Origin of the sequence: Candidatus Paceibacter sp., from assembly GCA_013360865.1 — a bacterium.
GTDB lineage: Bacteria > Patescibacteriota > Minisyncoccia > UBA9983 > UBA9983 > SURF-57.
Window position 1 is genome coordinate 1 of sequence record JABWAS010000003.1, and the last position, 21,021, is coordinate 21,021.

Sequence of the window (21,021 nt, forward strand, 5' to 3'; positions counted from 1 at the left end):
TCAGCGTCTTCATTGTCATTTCCTCCAAAAAAATTTGTTAAAGAAATGTTAGAAGAACACTCTTCTAAATTGGCCAACAAAACCTCTAGTGTTAAATTAATTTCTTGTTTTTTAAAGAATAGTTAGCTGAATTTATTAAAGCAAGAATGATTTTAAAAAACAAGCAAAATCACCTGTGCATTAGTTCCACCAATTTATATGCCGCGATACCGAAAGCCACCGACACGTTGAGCGATTCTTTTTGGCCGCGCATCGGGATATAAATTATTTTGTCCGTCCGATTTAAAATTGATTTAGGCAAACCTTCCACTTCATTGCCGACAACAAGAGCTATTTTCCCCGCGTTTTCCGGCAGCTTAAACTCCTCCAACGAAACCGCCTTTTTGTCCTGCTCCAGCGCCAGAATAAAAAAACCGTCTTTTTTAAGACTCTCTATCACCCGCCAGGCGTCTTTCGCTTTCTCCCATTCCACGAATTTTTCTGCCCCCAGTGAAACTTTCTCAATATTGGGATGCGGCGGCGCCGGCGTAATGCCGCACAAAAAAATTTTATTTACCCCAGCTCCGTCCGCCGTGCGGAAAATAGAACCGGCATTATGTCGGCTTCTGATATTGTGGCAGATTACAATAATTTCTTTCTTCACTTTACTTTTTCAGCAGCAATGACCAGCCGAATATCAGGGCGTTAACCAAAATTATCACCGGACCGACCGGCCAGCCGAATATTCCGGCCAGCGCGACGCCCGAACCAGCCGTGACCGCGCCGGCAATCATCGCCGCGTAAGAATATTGAAACATGCTCCGGCTGAAGTTTCTGGAAGCGGCGGCCGGAAGAATTATCAAGGCGCTGGTTAAAAGCGTTCCGGCAACCTTGACGCCGAAGGCGATTATCAGGGCGATGGACAAGAGATAAATGAGATTATATTTCCAGATTTTCACCTTGCCGGCCAGCGCCAAATCCTCGGAAACGTAAGCCAGCATAAGTTTGGGATAAATTTTCCTGATAAGAAAGAAAACCAAAATCGCGACGACAACCGCCGATACCGCGTCAGCGGCGGATATTCTGGAAATGTCGCCGAACAAGGCATGGATCAATTCCTCGTCCGGAGTAATAAGATAACCGACGGCAAGACTTAACACAAATACCACGCCTACCAGAGTCTCCACCGCCAGTTTGGTTTTAATCTCCAGCGCCCAAATAACAATCGTGCCGATTAAAAGAGAGGCCAGCGCCCCCAGCGACATATTTATGCCGTAAAGAAACGCCAGACCGACTCCGGGCAAAGCCACGTGGCTAAGCACGTCTCCCGCCAGAACCATTTTCCTGGTGGCCATCAGCGAACCGATGTAACCGGCCGCCCCGCCAATAAAAACCGCCGTTATTAAACTTAAAAAATCAATGCTCATGGGTGTAAAAATTAACTTCCCCGCCGTAAAGCTTGTTCAGGCTGCTTGGCTCCAACGCCTGTTTGGGTTCGCCGAAGCAGACCATTTCTTTGTTCAGACACAAAACTTTATTGGCGAACTTGTAAACCACGTTGAGGTCGTGCGTAACTAAAATAATGGATAAATTTCTTTCCTTCTCCATCTGCCAGAGAAGATTGTAGACCGTCTCCTCGCCGCCAATGTCTATGCCCGATGTCGGCTCGTCAAAAAGAAGAACCTGCGGCTCGCCTATCAATCCCCAGGCCACCAGAGTTCTCTGCAATTGGCCTGAAGAAATGTCGCTTATTCTTTTCTTTAAAAAATTTTTATCGACTAAACCAACTGACTGCAGCAAAGCGGCGGCCTGATCTTTTTTGGCTCCCTTTATTTTGAAGAATTCTTCAACACTCAAAGGCAAACCTTTCTCCGGCAGAATTTTTTGCGGGACGTAACTTATTTTCAGGCCTGGCTCCCATTTTATTTGCCCGGCCACCTTTCCCGAACCGTCGGAGTAAGGGAGGACACCGAGAAGCGCTTTCAGTAAAACGCTTTTACCGGCGCCGTTTGGGCCGACGACGGCCAGGTTTTCGCCCTCTTTTAAATTAAAGCTCAAGTTCCCTATCACAATCTCGCCGCCAAAGCTCACGCTCAAATTATTAACTTCCAAAATATTTTTCTTTTCAGCCGCTGTCGCGACAGGAAAAGATTCCGGCACGGTCGCCTTTTCTTCGGCTTTAACCGACGACTTGACTTCAGGTTCAGGCGCAATTACAGGCACGGGTTTTTGTTCATTTAACTGAACAGGAGCGGCAAAATTGTCGGCGCCCAGATGTCGCATTTTTTCTTCTTTACCTTTCAGAAGTTTGTCAAAATAATCGTTTGCCATTTCCCTGTCAAATAAAATTTTATTGATTATTGGTTGATAATTTTTTATCAATTAAAACAATTTAATTATAACAATTTTAAAATATTAAAAAATAATCAAATTTTAACTTTTAATTCCTAAGAATTAAAAGTTATTTGACGGGGTCAAAACATCAAATCGTTGGCCTCTTTGCGGGGCGCGCCTTTCTCCATCTCAACTTTCAGCTCCGCTATCCTGTCCTGGATCATGGCCGCCTGATGATAATCATCGCGGCGCGCCGATTCGCGCATTCTTTCTTCCATCGCCTTTATCATCTCTTCGTACTCTTCCCTGCTCATGAAAAATTTTTCTTTCTCCTCCAGGCGCTGCCTTATCTCCTCGTTCTCGCCGCGCGAAAGCTCGTCCACCAAACCCGTCCTCTGCCAGGAGAAAGCGGTAAAAACTATGTTTTTATACAATTCCTCCGCCGTTTCTTTTTCTTCTTTTTTGGCCGCCTTGGAATTTTTTATTATTTCTTTTAAGTCGTGCGCGCCGCGCTCTATCCACTCCAGGCTCCACCACGGCCGGGCGGAAGACCACCAAAACTGGTCGGAGGCAAGCGTCTGGTCAAGATACTTTCTTATGACGGCGTCGTTTTTGTCCGCCGATTCCAGCGCCAAATTAAGAAGCCGCCATTGCCATTGCTGGATTTCATTGTCTCTGTTGTTCCAACGGAAGTAGGGCTGGCCGATTTTGAAGTCTCGCGGCACCGCCGCCCAAGTTGAAGGGCGCGGCTCAATCGTTTCTCTTTTCGTAAAATTGAGCAAAACTTCGCTTATCGTCAGCGGCTTTATTTTCTCTTCTTTCATCAGGTCAAAAAGAAGTCTCTCCAGCCCAGGCCGGTGGTGGCCGAAAATTTCTCCGTCCATGGCCGTAAGAGCGTAAGTGTTTTCTTCACCCGCCTCGCCTTCCAACGTCCGCAAAATGCCGGGCATTGAGCTTTCCGCCGAGGCGGACAAAATTTTAAAGCTCAACTTTCTCTGCCGGAAGAAAACGGCGAATCCGTCCAGTCCGTCAATTTCGTAAACAACGTCTTTATTCGCTTTCCGCCCGTCCGGAAACGCCATCTCGTCTATGATTATCCACTTGTAACCGAGTCTTTTGGCCACCTCCGCCACCTTTTTGGAGTAGGCCATTTCCGGCGGAAAGAAACCCCCTTTCTTCCAATTCTTCCCGAAATGTTTATTTAATGTTTCCTCGTTTAAAATTATCTGCCGCTCTATTTCCTTCTCCGGCAGCAAGGGCAAGAAGGCGTGGTACTTGGCGCTGCCGACAAGCTCCACGTTTCCTTTTTCAACCAGTTCGCGGATTTGCTTTAAAATATCCTGCCGGCCGTTTTTCTCCAGCAGGTCGCACAAAACGCCGCTGATGTTGAGCGTCAGGCGACACCTCTCTATATCCAAAAGACCGGAAAAAATTCTGGCATACGCCTCGGAGGCTATCCTTTTTATTATCTCCGGCTTCTGCACCGCCGGTTGGTATATGTGCAAAAAATTGGCCCAGTTCATTTTTTAGAATCGGATTAATTTTTTTGGCGATGGAAGCTTATCGCCTTCGCGAACAAACGGGCGTATTCCGCCGCCGACTTGTCCCAGGAAAAATCGGCGGACATGGCGTTCTTCTGGATTTTCTGCCAGATTTTTTGATGTTTATGATTTTCAATAGCCCTGACCACCGCCCCGAAAAGGGAATAGCCGTTAAACTTTTCAAAGACGAAACCGGTTCCCTTTTTAGAAACGGGGTCGTAATCGGACACGCTGTCGGCCAGACCGCCCGTCTTCCTCGCTATCGGAATGGCGCCGTATCTCATCGCTTCCATCTGGGTCAGGCCGCACGGCTCAAATTTGGAAGGAATGACGACGGCGTCGGCTCCGGCAAAAACCATCCTCGGCAAAACATTGTCAAAAGAAAGATGGGTGGCGACGTTGGGATAATTTTTTCCCAGCTCGGTGAAAAACGACAAATATTTTGAGTCGCCCGTTCCCACCACGACGAGCTGGAAATTAAAATTTTCCAAAAGCGGCGGCAAAGCTTCCATCAACAGGTCCACTCCTTTCTGTTCGGTGAGTCTGGACACCAAACCGAGGAGAAAAACATCATCCGGTTTATCCGGAAGGTTGAACTTGTGGCGCAGCGCGGTTTTGTTCTTGGCCCGCTCGCCCAGTTTTTTGGGGTTGTATTTGATCTCAACACTCGGGTCGGTTTCCGGATTATATGTTTCGTAATCTATCCCGTTGAGGATGCCGAACAGGCGAGACCTCCTTTCCTGCAGAAGCCCGTCCAGCAGTTCGCCATATTCCGGCGTGGTTATTTCCTTGGCGTAAGTGGGAGAAACGGTGTTGACCGCGTCGGCGTAAATTATCCCCCTTCTCATGGAATTTATTTTCAGCAGCCGCGGGTCCGTTATGTCCGGCACGGGCGAATGGCCGTCGTCGTAATCCATCTCGCTGACGAAACGATGGTCAAACACACCCTGATAAGAAAGATTGTGAATGGAGAAAACCGTGGCGATATCTTTCAAAAATGGGTTGTCCTTGTATTTTGTTTTAAGGTAATTGGGAATGAGGCCGGTCTGCCAGTCGCAGGCCACGATAACGTCCGGCCGCCAGTCTTTGTAAAAACGGATGAACTCCAGCGCCCCCCGGCAAAGAAGCGCCCACCTGGCCGCGTCGTCGGCGTAGCCGTAAATGTTGGCTCTCTGTTCGTAATACTCCTGATTTTCCAGAAAATAAACGGGAACGGCGGCATTTTCCGAAGCGAAAGCTTTGACGTTGCATATTATCATTTCCGAATCGTTGTTGGGCACTTCCAGCCGCTCAAAAACCATCCGCGTCGGACAATTTGTCCGGTCTATTGAACCGTAAAATGGAAGCATTACGCGCGCGTCGTGCCCCAACTTCGCCAGCGCTTTCGTTAAAGAATGGACGGCGCTGCCCAAACCTCCGGCCTTGGCGAACGGAGCCGCCTCGGAGGCGACGAAAAGAACTTTTAGCTTGCTGTCTTTTTTAAACATATGGTTTCTATTATAGTTTTTTTAAAAAAATTGTCATTGTTTGCCGCGCCGCCAACCTTGCGGAAGTTTAAAAAATAAGTATAATTTAGATTAATGACAGCTAAAAACCTAACATCCAGGCCGCCAGTAGTGGTGGTGATGGGACATATTGACCACGGGAAATCAACCCTGCTTGATTACATCAGGAACGCCAATGTCACCGCCAAAGAGGCCGGCGGCATAACCCAGCACATCGGCGCTTATGAGGCTGAAGTTGAGAGCGGCGGAGAAAAAAGAAAAATAACTTTTCTGGACACTCCCGGGCACGAAGCTTTTTCTCAAATGAGAACGCGCGGAGCCAGAGTGGCCGACGTGGCCGTTTTGGTGGTAGCGGCGGACGACGGCGTCCAGCCGCAGACAATGGAGGCTTACGAAACTATAAAAAAATCCGGCCTGCCTTTCATCGTCGCCATCAATAAGATAGACAAACCCGGCGCCGAGCCGGAAAGAGTCAAAGCCCAGCTGGCCGAAAAAGAAATATTTTTGGAAGGCTACGGCGGCAACATCCCCTTCGCCAACATCTCCGCCAAAACCGGCCAGGGCGTGCCGGAACTTCTGGATTTGGTGCTGCTCCAGGCCGAGCTGGGAGATTTAAAAGCCGACCCCGAAGAGCCGGCCTCCGGCGTGATAATAGAATCAAAACTTGATCCAAAAAGAGGCATTTCTTCCACATTGCTTATAAGAAACGGCGCGATGAGAAAAGGGCAGTTCATCGTCGCCGGCCAGGTTTCCGCCCCTGTAAGAATTTTTGAGGACTTCAAAGGACGCCCGTTGCAGGAGGCGACTTTTTCCTCTCCCGTCAGAATCACCGGCTTCAGCGGACTGCCCGCCGTAGGCGACGAATTCAAAACTTTTGCCGGCAAAAAAGAAGCGGAGCAGTTTATGCTCCAGCTTAAAGAAAAAATAACCAAAAAATCTTTGCCGGAAAAATCCGCCGCGGCTCCGGAAATCAAAGACAAGGCGTATGTCCGGATGATAATCAAGACGGACACCGCCGGATCACTGGAGGCGCTGGAGAAAGAACTGTTCAAACTCAAAGACGACGAGGTTGTCTTAACTATGCTCAAGGGCGGCGTTGGCAACATAAACGAAGATGACGCCAAATTCGCCTCAGCTTCCTCCGGCTCCGTGATTTTCGGTTTCAACACGGGAGTTGACGCCGCCGCCAAAGAAATAATCGAGCGTTACAAAACGCCGTTTTTCGTTTCGGACATAATTTACAAAATAAGCGACTGGCTCAAGGAGGAAATCGCCAGAAGAAAAGCGGAAATTCCAAGGGAGGAAATCATCGGCACGGCCAAAATACTAAAAACTTTCAGCCGTCAGAAAAACAAACAGGTCATCGGCGGAAAAGTTGTTTCCGGCAAAATGGTTGAGGGCAAAACCTTCAAAATCAAAAGGCGCGACGCCGAGATTGGCGAAGGACGAATTCGGCGCCATGACGGAAAACAAAATAGAAATCGTCCGCGACGACGAGATAGTGATTATAGGGAAATAAAAAGAGGCTGATTTTAGACAGCCTCTTTTTATTTTCAAGAAAAGATATTACTGAACAAACTTATCCTATTTTTCTAAAAACGGACATCAAGATTTGATCCAAATATCTGCCGTTTTTGAATATTTGCCTTTTTCTGCAGCCCTCCACCTTAAAGCCACATCCTTTATAACACTTTATTGCTCTTTTGTTATTGGAAAGAACAGTTAGACACACTTTGCGCAAATTAAGGGTATTAAAGGCAAAGCCAATAAGCAGTGACACAGCTTCCGTTCCGAAACCCTTGCCCCAATAGCTTTTTTCGCCGATAGATATGCCAAGAGTGACCGTTCTGTCTTTCCAATTTATTCCATGAAGACCGGCTGTTCCAATCAGAGTTCTCTCAATAGTTTCAACGCCCAACACAATATCGCTAGACTTCCGCTTGGAAAGATTTTCAATCCAGCATATTTCTTCGTCTTCATGCATTGGTAAATAAGCCGAAAGATATTGCGTTACTTCCGGATCATTTATCCACCGCATTAATTTTCCGACATCGCTTTTTAACAACGGACGAAGATTAACCTTTTCGCCAGGCAAAAATACAACTTTTTCTTCACTGCCATCCATAAGACTACTCCTTTCCTTAAAAATGTTTATAAAATTTTAAAAGTGCCATGCATTTGCCAAACAAAATCTCGGCTTTTGTTCAGCCGAGATTTTTCTAAAAAAGTCTACGTAAATTATTTTTTATAGAAAAATTATAGAATTATCACGGCTAAACAAAAACTTTTTATTCAGGCAAATACCGATAACCTCCAAATATGGCATTCGGGCGGTTAAATTCTTATCTAGTTGATGATAATTGTTATTCATATTAACAACTTCAGTTAAGCATAGATTGAAATTATTGTAAAGATTAAATATCGGCACCTATTTTGCCTATCGTTCAAATAGGTTCCGTTTTTATAAGCAACTACCCCCTAATTTTGCGATAGCGGGTATGCGTGAAGTTTATCTTACCTTCACGAATTTATAGTCTCTCTTGCCTCTTTTGGCGATGATGTATTTTCCGGACAGTAAATCTTTTTCGCCGAGAACGTAATTTAATTCGCTGACTTTTTCGCCGAATTTAATTCGCTGACTTTTTCGCCGTTTAGTTCTATGGCGTTGTTTTGAATATCTTCGCGCGCCTGGCGTTTGGAATCAACCACTTTTGCCACCACCAAGAAATCGGCGATGTTGAGGCCTCCGCCGGCCAGCGGAAATTTTTCCAGTTTTACCACCGATGAGTCGGTAAAAATTTGTTCCAAGTCGTCTTCGCTCAAATCTTTTATTTTGCCGCCGAAAAGTTTTTCGGAAATTTTCACGGCGACGGCGCAAGCCTTTTCGCTGTGGACAAAAACCGTTACCTCTTTAGCCAGCGTTTTCTGCGCTTCTCTTTTCTCCGGTTCTGTTTTTGTTTTTTCTTCCAGCGCTTTTATTTCTTCCAGACTTAAGAATGTATAATATTTTAAAAGTTTAACAACATCGGCGTCTGTAGTGTTGAGCCAAAATTGATAAAAATGATAAGGCGAGGTCATTTTCGCGTCCAACCAGACGGCGTTGCCTTCCGATTTGCCGAACTTTTTTCCGGAAGCGTCCGTCACTAACGGCCAAGTCAGACCTAAAACCTCCTTGCCTTTTGTCTTTCTCACCAGCTCAATTCCAGCCGTGATATTCCCCCACTGGTCGGAACCGGCGATTTGGAATCCGCAGCCGTATTTTTCATCAAGCTGCATAAAGTCATATGCTTGGATGAGAGAGTAGCTGAACTCGGCAAAAGAAATACCATACTCCAACCGATTTTTTACCGCTTCTTTGGCAAGCATCTCGCTGATAGTAAACTTCTTGCCGATGTCGCGGATGAAATTAATGAAAGAATAATCTTTAAACCAGTCGTAATTGTTTACGAATATTGCCTGCTTTTTAAAGTCAAAAAAACGGCCAAGCTGGTTTTTCACTGATTGGGCGTTTTGCTCAACTTCCTCCTCGCTTTTTAGTTCCCTTTCCGCCATTTTCCCACTTGGGTCGCCAACAAGCCCGGTCGCGCCGCCGACAAGAATAATCGGCTTCAACCCGGCTTGTTCCAGTCTTTTGGCTGTTATTGTCACCAGCAAATTTCCGACCTGCAAGCTCTCTCCGCTTGGGTCAAAACCACAGTAAAAATTGTTGCCTTTTTTTGCCAAATACTCTTTTACTTTTTCTTCGTTGGAAACCTGGTAAATAAGCCCTCTCTGTTTTAATTCCTCAAATATGTCCATAAATTGCTTTTAATTCTAGCAAATACGGGCAAAAAAAACAGGGGCTTAGTTTTAACTAAGCCCCTTTATATTGATCGGGGTGGCAGGACTTGAACCTGCGACCTCCGCATTGTGGGCGGCGCGCTTCCTAAGCTGCGCTACACCCCGGAGAACTAAGCTCTAGTGTCCAGATCAGGGTTAATGTCATCAACCATAATCCAGTGTCCGGCATAACCTTTCCTGTACCCTTTTTTAACCATCATTTTGTCTAAATCATCTTGGGTGCAGTTCCAGGTCGGACAAATCAGCGATGCAAAAATATTAACAAAAAAGCTTAAAATTTTTTCAATAAACTTCATTTTATTCTCCTTATAAAAGTTTAGGAAAAATAAATGTCAAAAAACGATACGTTACATATAGTATCATTTTTGGTTAAAAAGTCAAATTGGCTACGCGGGTAAGGAGAATCGATCACAAATAATTTGCTTCGCAAATTTTCGCGACCCCACCTCGTTCCGCAAAGCGGAACTCCGGCCTTCGATTCTCTTACCTGGCTATAAAAATATATTCGCAAACGCTTCGCGTTTTCTCATTATTTTTATGCGGGTAAGGAGAATCGAACTCCTGTCTCATCCTTGGCAAGGACGTGTTCTACCACTAAACCATACCCGCCTTCGCTACGCTTCGGCGGGCAGGCCCGCTTTGGCGCAGTTGCAATAAAATAAATTATATACGAATACTACAAAAAATAAAGGTGCTGGGGAGAGGACTTGAACCTCCACGGGGTTTCCCCCACCAGCTTCTAAGGCTGGCGTGTCTGCCATTCCACCACCCCAGCAAATAAATATTATGCCCTGTGAGGGATTCGAACCCCCGACCATCTCCTTAAGAGGGAGTTGCTCTACCAACTGAGCTAACAGGGCAAAATCCGCTATTAGAATAGCGGATTTTGGTTTTTAATCAAGTAAAATTTATTGCAGCTTCGCCGCTTTCCTCGGCGGGAACCTGTCCAGATCTATGGTGCGGGGAAAACAAGATCTGCCTTCCTCGTGAATCCAGTTTTGGTTTATACCCAGGCCATCAACGGCAATAGGTATTCTCTTTGGTCCGTTAATATTCTCGTCTTTGTTGGAAGTTTTAAATTCGGCGCAAAGTTCAAATGACAAATTGCCCGTCGTTCGGTACTCATAGGGCAGACCGGTTTCCGGATCATTGGGCGGGATAAAGCCAGTGATGTCGTTTTTCAACTCGTCCAGATTTTGGGGCAATCTTCCTTTCGTCTGCCAGTAATCAACAACCTGCCATTGGATATTGGAGAGGTCGTCTACCCTCCTTTGGTCAAACTGCCTTAATCTCTCCGATTGGGGCAAGCCCACGGTGTAAAAACCGAAGATGACGGCGATGCCACCCAACGCGACCATTGTCCTGATAAGCGCCTTCATTTTGGGATTGGACGAAGGCGCGGTCTCTTTTCTCAAAATCCAGCCGTAATAAAAGAAGGCGGCGATGGCGATAACCAACACAGTCATAATTTTCAGAAGGAAGGGCATTGTCAGACTGCCGTTTAAAAATTGATAAACTACCGTGACGAAGTCGCCGGCCATGGTTATTATCGCCACAAAAAGAGTGAAGTACAGCAGCCACTTTCTGATTTTAAGAGTCTTTTTTTCCGGATTAGCGGCAAGGTCTTTCTGGATAAATGACGATATCCATACGTAGAAAGGGAAAGCGATGGCCAGAACCGAAAGCGGCCACCTTAAGTTAGCCCTTATCCCTCCGGCGGTAATATGTCTCAACGGGTCGGGAAAATAAAAATCAACAAAGTTGAATACGACTATGCTGAAGAATACGACGCAGACGTAAAACGATATGATAGCCAAAAGGTTCAAGAACACGTCCTTCGGCCCTGTTTTTTTGATTTCTTCGTTCATAAAAATGATTATAGCATAATTTATAAAGTTCGTTCCGAACAATTGCCGGTGGTGGGACTCGAACCCACATCCCTTTCGGGACACGATTTTAAGTCGTGCGTGTATACCATTCCACCACACCGGCATCCAAAGGCGCGGGCGGGAATCGAACCCGCGTATGGCGGTTTTGCAGACCGCAGCGTTACCACTTCGCCACCGCGCCGTTTACTTTAAAATATTTTCTATCTTTGTTTCCAGCTTCAATCCTTTGTCTATCTCAAAAGACACCTCCGGCAGGTTTTGCAGTCTTGTTTCCGCTTTCAGAAATTTTCTCAAATCTTTTCTTTTTCTGTTTAAAAGGTCAACAATTTCTTTTTCTTTCTTTTCCGGAAAAACGCTTATCAAAACCCGCACGTAGTCGGTGCTCGCGGACAAAATAACCTTGGTCGCCGTCACCAGCGCCTCCGGGTCCACTTCAAATCTTATAAAAGAGCCGGCCACCTCGCGCAGCAAAGACGCCAACCTCTTTTTTTTCTTTATTTTTGCGCTATCCATCACTGCTGTATTTTGCAACATTAAAAGCCTTATTTCAAGGCCAAGCTCTCCCCCCTCATTTCCGCCGGTTTTTCAATCCCCATTATCTCCAGAATTGTCGGGGCGATATCAGCCAGTTTACCCGTCCGCGAGGAGGGTTTACCCGCCGACACGGAGGGCTTGTCCGAGTTTTTAAGCTTTATATTTTTGGCGGCAATTATAAGCGGCACACGGCTTTCCGTGTGGGCCGTGTGCGGACTGCCGGTTTTATCGTCAAACATTTTTTCGGCGTTGCCGTGGTCGGCCGTCACAATCAAAACATATCCGAATTTTTTCACCGCTTCAAAAATCCGGCCGATGCTTCCATCCACTGCTTCAACCGCCCTGACAGTTGCTTCAACCTTTCCGGAATGGCCCACCATGTCCAGATTGGCAAAGTTGGCCAGAATAAAATCATATTTGCCGCCGGCGGACTTTTCTACCACGGCGTCGGCGATTTCTTCGGCTTTCATCTCCGGCGCCAGGTCATGAGTGGCGACTTTGTTGGATGGGATAAGCAGACGGTCTTCGCCCGCGTACGGATATTCCCTGCCTCCGTTGAAAAAGTAAGTGGCATGGGCGAATTTTTCCGTCTCCGCAACATGAAACTGCTTCAGGTTGTTTTTGGATAAAACTTCCGCCAGATTTTCTTCAATCACTCCGCCGGAAAAAAGCGCCGTTTTAGCCATAGACGAATCATATTCGGTCATTGTCAGATAAGTGAAATCTTCGGCGTGGCATTCCTCGTTGAATTTTTGGGCCAGCTGTCTGGCCCGGTCGGAGCGGAAGTTGAAGAATATCATCACGTCATGGTCCATGATTTCGCAAGTTCTGCCAGCTGGCGTCGGGAAAACACACGGCTTGATAAATTCATCGGTTACGCCGGACTCATAATTCTTTCTTATGGCTTCCGCCGGGGAATCGTACTTTTCTCCTTCCCCTTTAGTTATGGCGTTAAAAGCGCATTGCGTCCTGTCCCAATTATTATCTCTGTCCATAGCGTAATAACGGCCGGAGAGCGAGGCCACGCAGGCCATGCCTGATTCTTTGCAAACTGACTCCAACTCGGCCACATATTTTTCGGCACTTTGCGGCGGAGTGTCCCGCCCGTCGGTAAAAGCGTGGATAAAAACTCTCGGCACTCCCGACTTTTTGGCCAAATCAATCAAGGCGTAGAGATGTCTGATATGGGAATGCACCCCGCCCGGCGAAACAAGTCCCTTTATGTGAACAGTGGAATTAAATTTTTTCGCTTTCTCAAAAGCCGCGGCAAGAAGAGGATTTTTCTCCAGTATTTTTTCTTCAACCGCCTTGTTTATTTTTTCTAAGTCCTGATACACCACTCTGCCGGCTCCGATGTTCATGTGCCCCACTTCGCTGTTGCCCATCTGCCCTTCTGGCAAACCGACAGCCTTGCCCGACGCTTCCAGCTCGCAATGAGGAAAGTTGTTCCAAAGGTAATTAAAGTTCGGCGTCTTGGCTTGGGCGATGGCGTTGTATTTTTTGTCATCCGACAATCCCCACCCGTCCAGAATCAAAAGAATTACTTTTTTGTGATTCATTGGTTTAATTTTACTCAAAGTTAACAAAAGAAACTAGCATCGTTTGCGACGCCTTTCGCAGCGCGACGGCGCGAGAAGAGCAAATTTTCAGCAGAAAATTATGCGAGCCGAGCAAATGATGCTAGTTTCTGCCCAGTATTTTTCCGCCAAGATACTTCGCTTTTTTGCCGAGCGCTTCCTCAATCCTCATCAGCTGGTTGTACTTGGCCACGCGGTCGGTGCGGGAAAGCGAACCGGTTTTAATCTGCCCGGCCCCCAAACCCACGGCCAGGTCGGCAATGAAAGTGTCCTCCGTTTCCCCGCTGCGATGCGAGATGACAGTCGTCCAGTCGGCTTTCTGCGCCATCTTTACCGCCTCTACCGTTTCGCTCACCGTGCCTATCTGGTTAACCTTTATCAAAACCGAGTTGGCCGCTTTTTCCGCGATTCCCTTTCCTATAATCTCCGGATTGGTGACGAAAATGTCGTCGCCGACTATTTGGATTTTGCCGCCCAGTTTCTTGTTCAACAGCTGCCATCCGCTCCAATCCCCTTCAGCCAATCCGTCCTCAATAGAAACGATCGGATATTGCGCAACCAGCTTTTCATAATAGCCGACCATTTCTTCCGAATTTAACTCCAGCCCGTCTTTTTTAAGAAAATATTTGCCTGATTCGTAAAGTTCGCTGACCGCCGCGTCTATGGCGATGGCCACGTCCTTGCCCGCTTTGTAGCCGGCCGCGTCGATGGCCGCCATTATCACCTCCAGCGCTTCTTTGTTAGAAGAAAGCGTCGGCGCGAATCCGCCCTCGTCTCCAACATTGGTGTTTAGTTTTCTTTCCTTTAAAACTTTTTTAAGATTATGGAAAACTTCCGAACCCATCCGGACAGCCTCTCTTAAACTTTTGGCGCCGACAGGCATTATCATAAATTCCTGGATGTCGGCGGAATTGTCGGCATGCGCTCCGCCGTTGATGATGTTCATCATCGGAACGGGCATTACATATTCATTTCTCGCAACCTTATTTTTTTTATAACGCGAGTCCGCCTCTGACGGAGCGCTTCCGAGATTTTTTTGAATATAAGCAAAAAGCGGCATTTTGGCGTCGTAGGCCGAGGCCTTCAAAACCGCCATGGAAACTCCGAGAACGGCATTGGCGCCGAGTTTGTTTTTATTGGCCGTGCCGTCCAGATCAATCATTATCCCGTCAATTTCTTTCTGATTGCCAGCATCTTTGCCGATTAGTTTTTTGGCGATTTTTTTATTGACGTTTTCCACCGCTTTGAGCACCCCTTTGCCCAGGAATCTTTTTTTGTCTCCGTCGCGCAGTTCCAGCGCTTCTTTGGATCCGGTGGAAGCGCCTGAAGGCACCGCCGCGCAGGCCACGGCGCCGCTGTTTAAATAAACATCAACCTCAACCGTCGGATTGCCTCGGGAATCCAGAATCTCCCGCGCGTGAATTTTTGTTATTTTAGACATAAGGCTTTTAATTCTAGCAAAATCAAAGCATTTTTTAAGGCTTGACTTTTTGCTTAATTTATGCATAATTACATGTGTATTACCTTAACATCTTAATTTAAAGATTCCTGAATTTTTTTCTGAAAGGAGAAGAAAAATGAGCATTTGGTGGAAGTTTTACCTGAAGAGAATTTTTCTGTTGGTTGCAAGTTTGGCTGTAATTGGTTTGATTACCCTGCTGGTTATGGGGGGTTTCTCAAAAATAGCGGATTACGCGTACCATCTCGTCGCCTGGATTTTGCAGCGGCTTACTGATCCAAATTGGAACTGGGACTGGAAACATTGGACAGTGTTTGGTTTATCTTTGGGTATATTGTTGTTTGTTTATCTCCTTGCTTTTTTGCTGGGGCAAAGCAAAACAATAATTACAATGCCTAAGGAAGGAGAAATTGAGTTGGCGGTAAGAGGAGAAAGCTTCTTAAAAATCATACCCAATATAAAAGGGTATGGGACAAAAGAAGATGAAATAGAGGCGGACATAGGGGGCAAAATAATAAAAATAAAAACACCCCAAATCTGTCCAACCGAAGAAGGAGGAAAACCGCCTAGAAAATTTCTCGGACTTGCGCTTGTAGGGCTGTTTATACCTTTTGATAAGATTCTTCGTTATGACTTTAGTTGGGATAAGGCCATCTCAAAAGCAACAGCCGATGAAGAAAAGAAAAAAGGCGCCAGCGTTGAGGAAACTTCTTTTGGCGACTTGTGGCTGTCCCACAGGACGGAAAAAGTGTCTTCTTTATATTTTAGGTACACTTACCCGATAATAGTAAGGAACATTGAACTTGCGGGCAGGTATCCTATTGATATCTACTTTAACGTTACGGTTGAGGCGGTTTATCCCATCATCCCGGTGTTTTACCTTAAAGGTAGGTGGTTTACCGTGCTAAGTTCCAAGTTTGGAGGCGTAATAAGCGATCTTCTAAGGGGTAAGGAGCTGAAAACTTTTGAAGAAATGGAAAAAGAAGATTTCTTCAACGGAAAGGTTAAAGAAGAAAATAATATTTTTCTCAAAGCAACGGGGATGAAAATATTCCATGCCGCTTACAGAGATTACCAACCGTCTGGAACTTTAGAAGAAAAAACAGCAGCTTCCGCGGAAAAAGTGGCCAAACTTAGAGCTGATGCTAGGAAACAAGAAGCAGAAGGAGAAGGAGCCGCGCTGGAACGGGAAGGCGTAGCAAAAGCAAAAAATCTTGAACGACTACTTGAACAAGCCAGCAAACACCCTCTCGGTGGACAAATCCTGATAGAACAATTTCGAAAGGAAGGGTTGGAGGGTTTTAGCGGCAATTTCCTAAGTCTGGGTCAAGCTCAACCCGCCGCTCCCATGATCGGAGTAGACGCAGGCGGCACAGGCGGTAAAAACAAAAAAACAGGAAAAAAGAAGCAAGAACCAGAAGAACCAAAAGAAGAAGAGGAAGAATAGAAAGGAGGAATAACAAATGGACAAAATGATATGGGGATTGGCAATAGTTTTTGGCGTAATCGCTTTTATTTCTTTTTTGCTGTGGCAAAAGTCAAGCGGCTACAAAATAAGCATGAAGGGGTATCTGCCCAAATACCCTGGGACATGGAAAATAATAGGGTTAATTTTCGCCGGTGGAGCGGCATATGGGATATATTTGATTGTTTGCAGTTATATCCCGCCCCAGAGCGAGCGGTTGTTTAAGCAGGTGGTTGAAAAACAAAAGGCGCAAGAAATTGCGCCACTGCTTAAAGAGTTGCAGGATATCACAGAAGGAACAAGTACCGCTTCGGGCGTCGGAAAGGCGAAAGGGATTAAGGATGAAATTGAAGTCATTGAGAAAAAGTACGACAAGATATTGGATCCGGAATCCGCAAAAGAAACTCCTCCTCCCCGTGTTTATGTGGAATGGGTTTTAGAGATTAAGGCGACCTCCGCCCTCATAGAAAGTTATGAGAGGCAAAAGCCATTAATTCAGAGGCCCGTGGCCTCAATAATATGGGACAAAAACAAAATGTCCCTAAAATACCTCGCGAAGAGCGACGGCAAGGAGCGAGAAATTATTCTGGAGAGGGATGTTCCGGAACAATTTTTTGCCGGGTATTATTGGAATAGCGATACCCGGAAAAATTCCGTCTTGTGGCTGAAAGAGCCCCAGGGCGGTGTCGCAAATAAATTTGAATCTTACGACCAGATAAAAAAAGAAAAGGTCGTAAGAGAAACGATTTTCACCGGTTGGATGTCAAAAAACAGCCGGGGCGATACGATGGATGCGGAAGTATCCATCATCAAGCAAACAACAACGGCAGCTAGCAAAAACTAGCTGCCGCTTTTTTATGCCGATAATTCAGAAATTTATTCTAAATCTATCCCCCCGCCCTTACTGCTCGCGTTTCCTCCCTGCAAAACGCTGTCATAAAGATACGGCACGTCCGGCGGGCTGTCGTCCAAGTCAAAAGTATTTACCAAAATATTAACTATCCCCCAGAAGCTTATCATTACGAACAGGCCAATGACGCCGAACGTCATCATTTTGCCCGCCTCTTTCCTTTTATCCTCGTCGCCGCCGGAAGTGATGTATTTTAAAATGCCGATAAGAAAATAAACGACGGCCAGGGCGACAATCAAAACAACGACAATATCCAAAATGTCCAAAATTATGTAAAGCAAATCCCACAAACCTCCGCCGCCTCCTCTTCCGGTGTATCTTGTGCTTACATCAACGTCGTAATCTATGAGGTTGTCCTGCGCCAAAGCAAAAACGGGCAGGAAGTAAACGACTACGGCTAATAATTTTTTAAGATAATTTTTTATTATTCTCCTCATAATACGGCATCAAGGTTCCTACTTGATAGTTGCTATAAAGGAGGAACCTTGATGCAACCAGACATTCAGCCCAATCTTAATAAATTGATTCAATGTCCCACCAGAAATCAGACAAAATATTGATTATGCCGTAAGCGGAAATCATCACGAACATCCCGATCACTCCGTATATCATATGTCTCTTGCCCTTGCTTCTTACGTCCTCGTTTTCCGCGCCAAGAATATACTCTGTTATGCCGTAAATGAACATAACCGTAGCCACGGCAAACATAAAGCCGATTATCGGGTTTAGGATAAGGTGCTTTACGTTGTTTATCAGCTTTACGGTTTCAGCGCTCATTTTATATCTGTGGCAGAACGTCTATATCCGGCAAGTCGTTGTCCAGATTAAAAGTTCCTTCCAGAATATTGACCAATCCCCAGACACTGACCATCACGAACAAGCCGATGATGGCGTAGATGATGAGATTGTGGTAATTCTTCCTCTTTTCTTCGTCTTCTCCGGCTCTTATGTAACCGATAATAGCTATCAACAAGATAATGACGGCGATAGCGATTATCAAAGGAACGATTTTGTTCAATATGTCGCCGGTAAGATCAATAAGATCGTCTAAGCTGGAAACGGCTCCGGCCGCCAAAGGAAGACCGAGCAGTCCGAAAGTTAAAACCTTTTTAACTAAATTCATAAATTAATTTTTAAATATTTTTGGTCGACCAAAATTTTCTAATAATAATTCTGACATCAAGGTTTCTCCTTGATAGCTGCTATCAAGGAGAAACCTTGATGTTCTATAATAATAAACCATTATTTCAAAAACAGCTACAGTTCAAAGCGCCTTGACTGTGGATTGCAAAACTTCCGTTATGACCCAGGCTCCCACCAGTATACCTGTTCCTATTATCGCCCAAAGCAGACCTTTTTTGGCGTCGGTTAAGGCTTTCTCGTCGCCTCTGGCCATTACCATTCTTAATCCGGAATAAATTATAAACACTACCGCTATGGGTATGCCTATTTCTATGGCCAAAGTGGAGATTGTTTTAACTAAGTCGCTGAAAGAACTGGAAGTCAGCGGGTTGCAAAGAACGCTTGTTTCCGAACCGGAGTAGAACTCGCAATCCGAGGAATTTTGGGCGCGGGCGGACAGAAAAAAATTAAAATAATTGAATGTCGCCGCTACGATTATGAATATTTTCTTTTTTAGCATATAAAGTTTGTTTTTAAATGTAATTTAGCTTTAATCGTCGCCTTCGCAACCGGGGAAGGCGTACCACGATTCGGAAAAATCTTTGTCCGCCAGAGCCCCCAAAACAGTGTTTACCATAACCCACGCCGCGAAGGTTATAAAAAGACCGACCACGGCGGCCCAAACAGCGTTGGTGCCGGATGACTTTTTCTTCTCGTTGCCCCCGGAAGTTATAAGCATTATGCCACCATAAATAAGAATTATCGCGCCCAGCGGAGCGGCGATGGTGAACGCGGCGAAATTAACCACGTTGGAAACAAGTTCAAATATGTCGCAGATCTTGCAATCAAGGCCGTCGCAGGGAATAATGTCCGATTTTTCCTGGGCGAAAGCGGGAACGCTTAAAAAGAGATTGGCCGCCATAAAAACCGTTCCGATTATCGCCGCTTTTAAAATTTTTGTTTTCCTTTTTATCATTTTTTAGATTAGTTAAGGTTTCTTCAGCAGCTGGTCAATTTTTCTCTTTGCCGTCAGAACAGCTTCGGAAACGGTGGCCCGGCCCGAGGCCGCCGACTCCGCCATATCTTTGAAAACCAGATAGGTCGCCTGGGCGTCCGGGTCAATCCAGGCGCGGGTCATCACTGCCGCCTTGTTTATCAGGGAAAAGTAGGCGTCGGAGCTCCTTTCGGCCAAAACGTCTCTTCTGGGGGAAGCCAGTCCGGCGGCCTGGGAAAACCTCTTGGAATTCGCTCCGGAGGTCATAGTGGCGATGGCCGAGAAAGCAGCCTGCTTTTTCGGGGAATTTTTCAGAATCGCCAGTCCGTAAATTCTGCCGAAATCCAGCTTACTCCTTGCGTCTTTAAGCTGCGGAACCTCGGCAATGTCAAAATCAAGATGGGGATTTTTGGCTCGAAGTCCCGGCGCTTCGCCGGCAAAGCCGAAATACATTGCCAATGATCCGCGGGCGAACATCGCGTCCGATTTGGGCAGAGCCTTGTTCCAGGAATAACTGTTTTTGGATGGATTGGAAAATTCATTGAAGAACCGTACCGAGGCTTCCGCCGGGCTCACTTGTTTTCCACCGCCATCCAACGCCGCTCTCAAGTTACCTCTTGAGTCAGCTTTTACTATCGGCTCGCCCGCCTGCAGCATAAGCAGAGACATTATGTCCTTCGCATTGCGAACGTTAGTAAATTCTCCCAGCGCCGCGCCGGACACCTCCACGTTGCCGGCCTCGTTTTTCTCGGTAAAGATTCCGGAATATTGGGCGAACTCGTCCCAGTTTTTGGGCGGCTGGCTGATGCCGGCGGAAGAAAACATTTCTTTGTTCCAGTAAAGAATCATCGGGTCAACGAGAAACGGGACGGCCGTTATGCCGCCGCCGCTTTTATCCATATAAATTTCCGCGCCGTCAATGAAGTTGTCCAAAAAACTCCTTTCCGGATAATTGACGAACGGCACCGTGTAAATTCTTTCTTTGTTTTCCAGAACCATATCCTGGCTTACAATCCAGAAGTCCGGCCCGCGGCCGGAAGCCAGCGCTTCTATCGTTTCGCTTTCGTAGGTCGCCGGATTTTTTTCCTCGTATTTTATGTTGAAAAAATCTTTGTTTTCTTTGTTTATCGCCGAGACGACCGGCCAGATTTTTTCCTGGGGCAAAGTTCCCCACATCACCAGATTGGCGGCCGGGCCCCGCTTGTTTTTATTTTTGTAGCCGGGCAGGAACCCGCCGAAGATCATCACTGCCAGAACCGCGCCTAAAATGAGGACGCCCGTGACCGCTATGGGGAAAAAGCTAATTTTTTTCATCGCTTTATTGTTTTCTGAATATTAGCCCGTAATGATTGCTCCCGGCCGGAAATTCTCTTTCTTCCGTAAAACCTTCCTGGGTGAAAATTCTTTCCGCCTCTTTTTGCGCGACAACCGCCGAGGGCGCCGGGCCAAGCCCACCCGTTCCGGACTCGCTCCAGTCTATGACGGCGGCTCTGCCTCCGCTTTTCAAAACGCGGCTCGCTTCCCTGGCCAGGCCGATTTTATCCCGAAGCTGGAACAGAATGTTGGAAATGACGAGGAAATCAACGGCGCCGCTGGCCAGCCTTGATCCTTCCGGTCCTTCCAAATCGGCCCAGACTATTTCCACGTTTGTCAGGTTGTTTTTGCCCGCCTCCGTTTTAATTTTCTCCAAAAGATTTTTCTGGATGTCCACCGCGTAAACCGTTCCCGTGTTGCCGATTCTTCTGGCCGTTTCCAAAACGTAATGGCCGGAGCCGCTGCCGAAATCGGCCACCGTCATCCCCCGCCTCAACTCAAAATTTTTTATTATTTCCGAAGGATTGAGGAACATAAAATTAGTTTAAAGTTTTTAAA

21 protein-coding genes, 6 tRNA genes and 1 pseudogene are annotated in these 21,021 nt (G+C 46.2%); 3 read left to right on the top strand and 25 right to left on the bottom strand.

All coding sequences use genetic code 11. The features are described 5' to 3' along the window. Window positions 1-169 precede the first annotated feature (169 nt). The 5 genes from HUT38_00730 to HUT38_00750 all read right to left on the bottom strand — a co-directional run bounded on the left by HUT38_00730 (window position 170) and on the right by HUT38_00750 (window position 5,341). Window positions 170-643 (bottom strand): TrmH family RNA methyltransferase, encoded by a 474-nt coding sequence (locus HUT38_00730; protein ID NUQ57010.1) that lies wholly within the window; start codon window positions 641-643, stop codon window positions 170-172. A gap of 1 nt (window position 644) precedes the next feature. Beyond that, window positions 645-1,406, bottom strand: a complete 762-nt coding sequence (locus HUT38_00735) for a metal ABC transporter permease (protein NUQ57011.1) — start codon at window positions 1,404-1,406, stop codon at window positions 645-647. Then, window positions 1,396-2,262, bottom strand: a complete 867-nt coding sequence (locus HUT38_00740) for a metal ABC transporter ATP-binding protein (protein ID NUQ57012.1) — start codon at window positions 2,260-2,262, stop codon at window positions 1,396-1,398. The genes HUT38_00735 and HUT38_00740 overlap by 11 nt, the downstream gene beginning before the upstream one ends. Window positions 2,263-2,453: 191 nt before the next feature. Beyond that, window positions 2,454-3,836, bottom strand: coding sequence for a polysaccharide deacetylase family protein (locus HUT38_00745; GenBank protein NUQ57013.1), 1,383 nt, complete (start codon window positions 3,834-3,836; stop codon window positions 2,454-2,456). Between the two features lie 14 nt (window positions 3,837-3,850). Continuing rightward, window positions 3,851-5,341: a glycogen synthase gene (locus HUT38_00750; protein ID NUQ57014.1), complete on the bottom strand. Its 1,491-nt coding sequence runs from the start codon at window positions 5,339-5,341 to the stop codon at window positions 3,851-3,853. A 93-nt stretch (window positions 5,342-5,434) separates the two neighbouring features. Between HUT38_00750 and infB the strand changes: the two genes are divergently transcribed. Continuing rightward, complete coding sequence (gene infB, locus HUT38_00755; GenBank protein ID NUQ57015.1) at window positions 5,435-6,889, top strand: translation initiation factor IF-2; 1,455 nt, start codon at window positions 5,435-5,437, stop codon at window positions 6,887-6,889. Between the two features lie 49 nt (window positions 6,890-6,938). Here the strand turns inward: infB and HUT38_00760 are convergent, their stop codons facing one another. The 13 genes and pseudogenes from HUT38_00760 to eno all read right to left on the bottom strand — a co-directional run bounded on the left by HUT38_00760 (window position 6,939) and on the right by eno (window position 14,640). Further along, the gene (locus HUT38_00760) at window positions 6,939-7,484 is read right to left on the bottom strand and encodes a GNAT family N-acetyltransferase (GenBank protein NUQ57016.1); all 546 of its coding nucleotides are present in this window, start codon (window positions 7,482-7,484) and stop codon (window positions 6,939-6,941) included. A 384-nt stretch (window positions 7,485-7,868) separates the two neighbouring features. Then, window positions 7,869-9,157, bottom strand: a pseudogene (locus HUT38_00765) (tyrosine--tRNA ligase). A 74-nt stretch (window positions 9,158-9,231) separates the two neighbouring features. Beyond that, window positions 9,232-9,304: transfer RNA gene (locus HUT38_00770), tRNA-OTHER, on the bottom strand. A 5-nt stretch (window positions 9,305-9,309) separates the two neighbouring features. Further along, window positions 9,310-9,495: a hypothetical protein gene (locus tag HUT38_00775; protein NUQ57017.1), complete on the bottom strand. Its 186-nt coding sequence runs from the start codon at window positions 9,493-9,495 to the stop codon at window positions 9,310-9,312. A gap of 242 nt (window positions 9,496-9,737) precedes the next feature. After that, a tRNA-Gly gene (locus HUT38_00780) sits at window positions 9,738-9,808 on the bottom strand. A gap of 83 nt (window positions 9,809-9,891) precedes the next feature. Then, window positions 9,892-9,974, bottom strand: a tRNA-Leu gene (locus HUT38_00785). A gap of 12 nt (window positions 9,975-9,986) precedes the next feature. Continuing rightward, a tRNA-Lys gene (locus HUT38_00790) sits at window positions 9,987-10,059 on the bottom strand. 48 nt (window positions 10,060-10,107) lie between these two features. Further along, window positions 10,108-11,067, bottom strand: coding sequence for a hypothetical protein (locus HUT38_00795; GenBank protein ID NUQ57018.1), 960 nt, complete (start codon window positions 11,065-11,067; stop codon window positions 10,108-10,110). A 43-nt stretch (window positions 11,068-11,110) separates the two neighbouring features. After that, a tRNA-Leu gene (locus tag HUT38_00800) sits at window positions 11,111-11,191 on the bottom strand. A gap of 6 nt (window positions 11,192-11,197) precedes the next feature. Continuing rightward, window positions 11,198-11,269 (bottom strand) — tRNA-Cys (locus tag HUT38_00805). A gap of 2 nt (window positions 11,270-11,271) precedes the next feature. After that, complete coding sequence (locus tag HUT38_00810) at window positions 11,272-11,601, bottom strand: ribosome-binding factor A (protein NUQ57019.1); 330 nt, start codon at window positions 11,599-11,601, stop codon at window positions 11,272-11,274. A 29-nt stretch (window positions 11,602-11,630) separates the two neighbouring features. Continuing rightward, window positions 11,631-13,181 (bottom strand): 2,3-bisphosphoglycerate-independent phosphoglycerate mutase, encoded by a 1,551-nt coding sequence (locus HUT38_00815; protein NUQ57020.1) that lies wholly within the window; start codon window positions 13,179-13,181, stop codon window positions 11,631-11,633. A gap of 121 nt (window positions 13,182-13,302) precedes the next feature. Continuing rightward, complete coding sequence (gene eno, locus HUT38_00820) at window positions 13,303-14,640, bottom strand: phosphopyruvate hydratase (protein NUQ57021.1); 1,338 nt, start codon at window positions 14,638-14,640, stop codon at window positions 13,303-13,305. A 136-nt stretch (window positions 14,641-14,776) separates the two neighbouring features. Between eno and HUT38_00825 the strand changes: the two genes are divergently transcribed. Continuing rightward, window positions 14,777-16,105 (top strand): hypothetical protein, encoded by a 1,329-nt coding sequence (locus HUT38_00825; GenBank protein ID NUQ57022.1) that lies wholly within the window; start codon window positions 14,777-14,779, stop codon window positions 16,103-16,105. A 16-nt stretch (window positions 16,106-16,121) separates the two neighbouring features. After that, window positions 16,122-16,967: a hypothetical protein gene (locus HUT38_00830; protein NUQ57023.1), complete on the top strand. Its 846-nt coding sequence runs from the start codon at window positions 16,122-16,124 to the stop codon at window positions 16,965-16,967. A 32-nt stretch (window positions 16,968-16,999) separates the two neighbouring features. On the opposite strand, the gene HUT38_00835 is transcribed toward HUT38_00830, so the two are convergent. The 7 genes from HUT38_00835 to HUT38_00865 all read right to left on the bottom strand — a co-directional run bounded on the left by HUT38_00835 (window position 17,000) and on the right by HUT38_00865 (window position 20,998). Beyond that, window positions 17,000-17,470: a hypothetical protein gene (locus HUT38_00835; GenBank protein NUQ57024.1), complete on the bottom strand. Its 471-nt coding sequence runs from the start codon at window positions 17,468-17,470 to the stop codon at window positions 17,000-17,002. 76 nt (window positions 17,471-17,546) lie between these two features. Next, window positions 17,547-17,810, bottom strand: a complete 264-nt coding sequence (locus HUT38_00840) for a hypothetical protein (protein ID NUQ57025.1) — start codon at window positions 17,808-17,810, stop codon at window positions 17,547-17,549. Window position 17,811: 1 nt separating this feature from the next. Beyond that, the gene (locus HUT38_00845; protein NUQ57026.1) at window positions 17,812-18,156 is read right to left on the bottom strand and encodes a hypothetical protein; all 345 of its coding nucleotides are present in this window, start codon (window positions 18,154-18,156) and stop codon (window positions 17,812-17,814) included. Between the two features lie 141 nt (window positions 18,157-18,297). Next, window positions 18,298-18,675, bottom strand: a complete 378-nt coding sequence (locus tag HUT38_00850; protein NUQ57027.1) for a hypothetical protein — start codon at window positions 18,673-18,675, stop codon at window positions 18,298-18,300. Window positions 18,676-18,705: 30 nt separating this feature from the next. Beyond that, entirely contained in the window at window positions 18,706-19,131 is a 426-nt protein-coding gene (locus HUT38_00855; protein ID NUQ57028.1) for a hypothetical protein, read from the bottom strand. 12 nt (window positions 19,132-19,143) lie between these two features. Continuing rightward, window positions 19,144-20,463, bottom strand: coding sequence for an extracellular solute-binding protein (locus tag HUT38_00860; protein ID NUQ57029.1), 1,320 nt, complete (start codon window positions 20,461-20,463; stop codon window positions 19,144-19,146). Between the two features lie 4 nt (window positions 20,464-20,467). Continuing rightward, on the bottom strand, window positions 20,468-20,998 hold the full coding sequence (locus HUT38_00865) for a methyltransferase domain-containing protein (protein ID NUQ57030.1): 531 nt from the start codon (window positions 20,996-20,998) through the stop codon (window positions 20,468-20,470). Window positions 20,999-21,021 lie beyond the last annotated feature (23 nt).

Coding starts and splice junctions, on each gene's coding strand:
- HUT38_00735 (NUQ57011.1), bottom strand. CDS start 1,406: ATGAGCATTGATTTTTTAAGTTTAATAACGGCGGTTTTTATTGGCGGG.
- HUT38_00740 (NUQ57012.1), bottom strand. CDS start 2,262: ATGCGACATCTGGGCGCCGACAATTTTGCCGCTCCTGTTCAGTTAAAT.
- HUT38_00745 (NUQ57013.1), bottom strand. CDS start 3,836: ATGAACTGGGCCAATTTTTTGCACATATACCAACCGGCGGTGCAGAAG.
- HUT38_00750 (NUQ57014.1), bottom strand. CDS start 5,341: ATGTTTAAAAAAGACAGCAAGCTAAAAGTTCTTTTCGTCGCCTCCGAG.
- infB (NUQ57015.1), top strand. CDS start 5,435: ATGACAGCTAAAAACCTAACATCCAGGCCGCCAGTAGTGGTGGTGATG.
- HUT38_00760 (NUQ57016.1), bottom strand. CDS start 7,484: ATGGATGGCAGTGAAGAAAAAGTTGTATTTTTGCCTGGCGAAAAGGTT.
- HUT38_00775 (NUQ57017.1), bottom strand. CDS start 9,495: ATGAAGTTTATTGAAAAAATTTTAAGCTTTTTTGTTAATATTTTTGCA.
- HUT38_00795 (NUQ57018.1), bottom strand. CDS start 11,067: ATGAACGAAGAAATCAAAAAAACAGGGCCGAAGGACGTGTTCTTGAAC.
- HUT38_00810 (NUQ57019.1), bottom strand. CDS start 11,601: ATGGATAGCGCAAAAATAAAGAAAAAAAAGAGGTTGGCGTCTTTGCTG.
- HUT38_00815 (NUQ57020.1), bottom strand. CDS start 13,181: ATGAATCACAAAAAAGTAATTCTTTTGATTCTGGACGGGTGGGGATTG.
- eno (NUQ57021.1), bottom strand. CDS start 14,640: ATGTCTAAAATAACAAAAATTCACGCGCGGGAGATTCTGGATTCCCGA.
- HUT38_00825 (NUQ57022.1), top strand. CDS start 14,777: ATGAGCATTTGGTGGAAGTTTTACCTGAAGAGAATTTTTCTGTTGGTT.
- HUT38_00830 (NUQ57023.1), top strand. CDS start 16,122: ATGGACAAAATGATATGGGGATTGGCAATAGTTTTTGGCGTAATCGCT.
- HUT38_00835 (NUQ57024.1), bottom strand. CDS start 17,470: ATGAGGAGAATAATAAAAAATTATCTTAAAAAATTATTAGCCGTAGTC.
- HUT38_00840 (NUQ57025.1), bottom strand. CDS start 17,810: ATGAGCGCTGAAACCGTAAAGCTGATAAACAACGTAAAGCACCTTATC.
- HUT38_00845 (NUQ57026.1), bottom strand. CDS start 18,156: ATGAATTTAGTTAAAAAGGTTTTAACTTTCGGACTGCTCGGTCTTCCT.
- HUT38_00850 (NUQ57027.1), bottom strand. CDS start 18,675: ATGCTAAAAAAGAAAATATTCATAATCGTAGCGGCGACATTCAATTAT.
- HUT38_00855 (NUQ57028.1), bottom strand. CDS start 19,131: ATGATAAAAAGGAAAACAAAAATTTTAAAAGCGGCGATAATCGGAACG.
- HUT38_00860 (NUQ57029.1), bottom strand. CDS start 20,463: ATGAAAAAAATTAGCTTTTTCCCCATAGCGGTCACGGGCGTCCTCATT.
- HUT38_00865 (NUQ57030.1), bottom strand. CDS start 20,998: ATGTTCCTCAATCCTTCGGAAATAATAAAAAATTTTGAGTTGAGGCGG.